The 6,286-nt window shown below is 40.3% G+C and carries 2 protein-coding genes and 2 pseudogenes; all 4 read right to left on the reverse strand.

The genetic code is table 11. From position 1 onward, the window contains the following. Nucleotides 1-228: 228 nt before the first annotated feature. The gene (locus HMPREF0670_RS04620) at nt 229-2,271 is read right to left on the reverse strand and encodes a histidine kinase (protein ID WP_044077699.1); all 2,043 of its coding nucleotides are present in this window, start codon (nt 2,269-2,271) and stop codon (nt 229-231) included. A gap of 50 nt (nt 2,272-2,321) precedes the next feature. Next, nucleotides 2,322-2,447, reverse strand: a pseudogene (locus HMPREF0670_RS16220) (IS1595 family transposase); the annotation flags it as partial. Between the two features lie 48 nt (nt 2,448-2,495). Further along, nucleotides 2,496-2,695: pseudogene (locus HMPREF0670_RS17005) on the reverse strand (helix-turn-helix transcriptional regulator). A gap of 157 nt (nt 2,696-2,852) precedes the next feature. Continuing rightward, nucleotides 2,853-6,218: a hypothetical protein gene (locus HMPREF0670_RS04630; RefSeq protein WP_009230012.1), complete on the reverse strand. Its 3,366-nt coding sequence runs from the start codon at nt 6,216-6,218 to the stop codon at nt 2,853-2,855. Nucleotides 6,219-6,286: the final 68 nt, after the last annotated feature.

The following is a 6,286-nucleotide window of genomic DNA, read 5'->3' on the forward strand; positions in this document are numbered from 1 at the left end:
TGCTTTTGGTTTTCCCATAACTCAAAGTAGAACGGAAATTACATATATTTATTTTGTGTAAATTAATTTTGTTCACTTACTTAAATAAAAATATTTAAATCATATACCTACTCTAATAAGCTTTTCGGTTTTCGCTCCTTTTTTATTAAGTTGGCTGTCTGGTCAGCACAATATTCTGTAGCCTTTGAATCGAATTGATATCAGATTAAAAGTATTTTGGTTTTGCTACTATTTCATGATACCGTCGTCCGTATCTTTGAGGTTGATAGTCTTGTCAACTGACACATATTTCTTGCCTCGACTCATACGCCATGAGACGCTGATGGAAACTTGGTTACCGCTAGCTCTGTCATAAACAGTGGTTAGCTTGTGGAGGTCACGATTGAGGATTTCGTCTTCAATTGACTTATAGTTCTTGATGAAAGGATTTGTCCATAAGAGAGAAAACTGCCAATCTTTGTACTGATAGGATGCTTGAATGGTAGAATAAGCACCATTATATCCCCTTTTCTCACCTTCTAAAAAGCGATTACCGTTGTCAATATAACCGTGCAAGGTGAAGTTACCAAGGTATGCAGTCACGCTTCCAACATAGAACCATGAAGTGTAGAAATGCGAGTAGTCGTTACCGTAGTTGAAGCATCGTTGCATACCTCCGTATACTGATGCCTGCAACTTTTCTGGCAGTATCCAGTAGCTGACGTATCCGGCCAAACGTAACAAATCCATCTCTTTCTGATTTATCTGGGTGTAAATGAACTTGCCATCTGATGTTCGTTCATAATGCACCATATTGGGTTTGATACAATGGCGATAGAATCCTTCAACGTAAGTGTTCCATCGCTGGTTGTTGTAGGATAAGCGCAATGACTGATCTATATCGCGACCTGGTTTTAGGCTTGGATTTCCTACAGTCATTTCTAAACTGTTTGTCTGAATCGTTGCATCATTTATCATTGCGATGCGAGATGCCCTGTCCTCTATCTCGAAACTATAGCGCAGTTTCATCATATGTGGGAAGTTGTAGGATAGCAGTGCTATGGGGCGAAACGTCCAGAAATCATAGTTGTGCTTATTCTGAAAGTAATGAATGTAACTTGAGCCTAAACCTAATACATAGCGGAAATCTTTTAGCGTTCCTTTTATTTCGCTAAAAATATAGAGGTTGTGCTGGTTCATCTCTGCCAAAGCTGAGGCATCGCCTATATAATCATTCTTCGTATATTTATAGCGATGATTCAAACCAGCCGATAGAGTGAAAGGCTTTAATCGATTCTCATAAACCACCTCCGAGAGCGCAGAGGCAGTCTTGCCGTTCACTTTATACTGATAAGGCGCTCCTTCATCGTAATAGTTCTTATTTGTTGTGCTTATGTAGGTGCCTACAGTATTGGCAGTAATCGATTGGCAAGGAGTGAGTTGACGGAAGAAGTAGAGGTCAATACCCAGGTCGCTACCACGAGAGGAGTTTGACAGCGTGGCTTCATATTGCTGTAAGCCATCTGTTATCCTTCGGAGGTGATAATCCTTCGGTATATTCCTGAAATTTTTATAAAGCGTAGCTTGAAACAGATAAGCCGTAGTATCAGCTAGACTGTAGGTCAACTTTACATTATGTGAAACTTCCTTTTTTAGAGATTCCAAATCGTTACGTTCTATAGTGTAAAGGTAGCCATCGCTCAGTGTGTAATTTGCAATTTCGTTAACTTTTTGTTTATCAAACCTTCCTGCACTCGCATTATACGACAAGGCGAATAGACTCTTACCGGTATTCCATTTACCGTAAACCATACCATCTACATTGAACGATGTCAATGCTGTTGTCAGATTTGTGCCCAGTGTATAACCACTTATCATTCTGGTCTTTATATCAATAACATACGCAACATCTTCTCCATATCGAACTCCTGGATTGTCAATGAATTCAATTTTTCTGATTAGTTTTGGATCGAGTGCCAACATCTCCTCTTTGCCAATGATGATACCATTGATGCGAATCTGTACATCTCCTCTGTTGTCGATAGCAGAAATAGAATGAGCAACGTTATCCACACGAATGTTGGGTAATGCCAACTTCTGCATAATGCTGTAACCATTGTTTGAAGCATTCCTCAGAGCTTCGGTTGGATAAATTGTCTGACCATCCGCTCTATTTACTACCATAGCAGCCTTTACCGTCACTTCATCCAATACAACAGACTTTTCCTCATATTGGGCACAAAGAGAGAGTGAACAGAAAACGAGAAATAAGAAAGTATAAAAGCGTTTCATAAAAATACGTATTGAAAAGTTTATGGCTATCCGCGACCTACCAATAGGTTTCAGTTGTACACTCTGTGCTTGAATCCAGGCGTATAGGTGATAGAACCCACTAGCCTGTCGAACAACCTATCTCCAAAATAGCGACGATTGAATTTATAGCAGAACTCATTAAAGCACCTGTCAAGTGCTTGATACCTTATTGTAGCATTCTTGTTCTGAGGCATATTGTTTAATTACATTCTTAACAGTTCTTTTACGTCAATTTCTAACACCTTGGCTATCTCCATGAGATTTCCAGATTGGGCTGTGCCGAGTTAGTACACCATTTCGAGACCGTTGCAGGATCAACACCAAGTTGTTCTGCCAGCCACTTATTGGTTCGCTTCTTATCAACTAACACAACATTGATTCGGTTCAAGTCTTTATTTCCCATTAATGACAACTTGGGTTTTGCTGCAAAGATAGCATTTTTATCGCAAAAGCATTTTCCCTTTAACAGAAATAATAAAAGAGGATGTGCTATTAAATACACATCCCCTTCCTTGATAGAATATTGAGCAATTAAATTAATGTGTTGCCTTAAACTTTTGTCAGAACTTGTACTGAAGGCCTACGTTGAGACTGTTTACAATAGCTCCTGGCTTAGTGTAAATTTGAGAACTTTGATAATGTTTCTTATCCATACGATAGATAGTATGGCTATAGAATAACGCCATCTTAGAACTTACATTATAAGATATTATTCCACCAAGATTCCATGCTAACCCATTTCCAGCTTTACTTTGTACGTAAGATGGACCTAGGTACAACGAAACATCATATCGTCTTGCAGGATTTATACCAGCAATGGCATTCAAGAGATGGAAGTTGTAATCCAGTGAGTATAATTTATTCTCAAATTCTTTCTTTTCCAGTATGGCTCCCGATTTTTCCCACACCTTATCTTGCATAAACTCGGCACTAACACGTACACCATGATAACCGCCAAATCTATAACCAAAGAACAGCAAGGCATTCTTAAAGAACGGGGTCTCTTGTCCTCGGGTTCTCCATGTGTGTATGGCGGTATTCCATCCGCCACCAGCAGCAACATAGAATCCATTGGCAGGATTATAATCAATCTGCGAAGCATCCGATGAAGAAACATCTTCATTATTAGCAAGATTTTTACCTAGCAATAGGGACAAGCCAAATTTTAAGGATAATTCATCAGTCTTTGCAACAGATTGTACTTTCTCGAAACCTCTAAGCAACGAATACGTCGGTTCTATATTAAATCGTAAGTTATCAGCTAAACGCAACCATATTTGTGTTCCTAAACGCCACTCATTAAACTTGCTCTCATGAGTTGACGACTGGCCAGTTACAAACCTTATATTGCCTGTCCCTGCACCTGCAAACAGGTTTAGTCCTGCTGTCGAGTTCCAGTCATATTTCTTCTGGAAACCAAACGGGTTGAACATCAAGTCCAAAGTTCCAGCATAGAATCTTAACAGATATCTTTGTTCACCAGAAGCGTCGTTCGTCCAATCAGCGTTACTTACATGAATACCACCACGTACGCCTAATGCCGAATTTAGCCACCAGCCAAGATTAGCGTTTGCAGTAAATCCCATTGAACTTGCCCTAGATACTTCAAGACCGTTAAACCAAGTTGGACCTACATTATACTCGAATATTACGGGTTTATGTTCATAATCACATGTAAACGAGCCAACTCCATCTCCCAAAGAACCACTCATATTATATATAATACCAACATTTAAACTGTTGACATATGTTCCAGGAGTACGATAAACCTGTGCTGTCTTATACCTATTCTTCTCCATGCGATAAACAGTATGACTATAGAACACGGATAGTTCTTTCGTTAGTTGATACGAGAGAATACCACCAAAATTCCATCCTAAATCTGTACCTTTCTCGCCCAAAGCAAGGCTTGGTCCCAAATATAGGGATGCCTCCCATCTACGTCCAGGCCTTACACCTGCTATGGCATTGAGAATGTTGAATTGATAGTCAAGCGACAACATCGTATTCTTAAACTCCTGTTTCTCGTAGATGCCTGGTCCATTATAATCATTCCAAACATAATCGTACAGATATTCACCGCCTAAACGCACACCATGATACTCGTTGAAGTTATATCCTGCAAACAGTAGGCCGTTCTTCAAGAGGTCAAAGCCTCGTCCTGTGTGTCGCCAAGTATGAACTGTTGTATTCCAACCAAAACCACCTCCGAAGAAGATACCATATGGCGAACGAACACGAGCTTGTGTAGCACTATCAAGCTCTATTGTCTTATCCTTATCGGCTTTATCACGCAAAATCATAGACACACCAAGCTTTAAGGCAAGCTCATCTACATATTTTGCAACTCGTCCATGCTCAAAGCCCCTCATCCTAGAGAATGTTGGCTCAACATTGAAACGAAGATCGTCAGTCATCTTCATCCACAATTGTGCACCCATTCTAAATTCATGGAACTTGGTCTCGTAAGCTGTCATTCTACTTGTCACGAAACGTATCTTTCCGAGTCCTGTTCCCATGAACAAATTGAAACCAAATGGCATATTCCAATCATATTTGCCTCTAATCCCAAGAGGATTGAACATCAAATCAACAGTTCCCGCCAATAGTCCCAATTGGTTTTTCCGAGGTTCATTAAGATCATGAAACCAATCGGCATTACTGATGTGGACTCCACCCCTCATACCAATTGCTGAGTTTAACCATAGCCCCAAGTAGGTGTTGGCTGTATAACCGAGTGAACTTCCAGTAGAGATTGGTAGATTGTTGTACCAAGAAGGTCCAACACTATACTCAAACGTTAAAGGTTGCCTAGAATAGTCTGACTTAGTGAGTTGACTAATCCCTAGAAGCACATCGCGGATAGGCTGATTGATGGTATATAAAACTCCAACATTAAGACTATTCACATACGTACCATCATTACCATATATTTGATTATTCTCATAACGACCTTTGGGCATTCTGTAGACAGTGTGGTTATAAAACAGAGCTAAACTACTTGTTAAGCTGTATGTCAACATACCACCGAAGTTAAACGCCAATTGCCTAGCATCACCTCGTGCCCAAGTTGGACCACCATACAAATAAACATTCCACCGACGATATGGATTATACCCTGCAAATGCATTCATGATGTTAAACTGGTAGTCAAGTGAAAGCATCATATTTTGAAGGTTCTCATTATTCAACCCATTGCCAAGTTCATTTAAGGTGTGTATTCTGTCGCCCAAATATTCAGCACTAAGTCTAAAACCATGGAAAGGATCGAAATTATAGCCTGCAAAGAATTCTGCATTCTTTAATGCAAGGTCGTCACCACCTGTGTATCTCCATGCCCTAACCATTGTGTTCCAGCCAAATCCCATACCAATAAAGAAACCGCGGTTAGGCGACATTCGCATTGAAGCTGGCACACTATCAACTGGGATGAGAAGTTTCTCCCGATGAGCTTTATCACGGAAGAGTACAGCCAGTCCCAATTTAAGACCTATTTCATCATATTGTTTACGCTCATTAACGGCGTTATACAATTCCATAAAAGAATAGGAAGGTTCAACATTCAACCTAAGGTCGTTACATAGTTTCAACCAAACTTGTGCACCTGTACGATAGCCCACATAGTTACCACTATACGAGCCATAGTGCCACTCGTTTGCCAGTTTCTGTTGGCCATACTCGTAGCCGGCAAACAAGTTGAAACCTACATTACTATCCCAATCATATCCACGTTTAAAACCTAGGGGATTGAATAGCATGTCCAACACGACACCCCGAGTACCAATCATACTCCTAGTCTTTATATCACCACGCACAGGTCTATCCGCCCAATCTGCATTGGAGACATGGAAACCTGCACGAAGACCAATAGCTGAGGATAACCACCATCCCATATACACATTACTACTCCAACCCAAGGTGCTCATGATAGGTAGGTTAGTGCGATTATGAAATGCTGCTCCTATACTATACTCAAAGAAGAACGGCTTACGCC

The organism is Prevotella sp. oral taxon 317 str. F0108 (genome assembly GCF_000162415.1).
Classification (GTDB): Bacteria; Bacteroidota; Bacteroidia; order Bacteroidales; family Bacteroidaceae; genus Prevotella; species Prevotella conceptionensis.

Coding starts and splice junctions, on each gene's coding strand:
- HMPREF0670_RS04620 (WP_044077699.1), bottom strand. CDS start 2,271: ATGAAACGCTTTTATACTTTCTTATTTCTCGTTTTCTGTTCACTCTCT.
- HMPREF0670_RS04630 (WP_009230012.1), bottom strand. CDS start 6,218: ATGAGCACCTTGGGTTGGAGTAGTAATGTGTATATGGGATGGTGGTTA.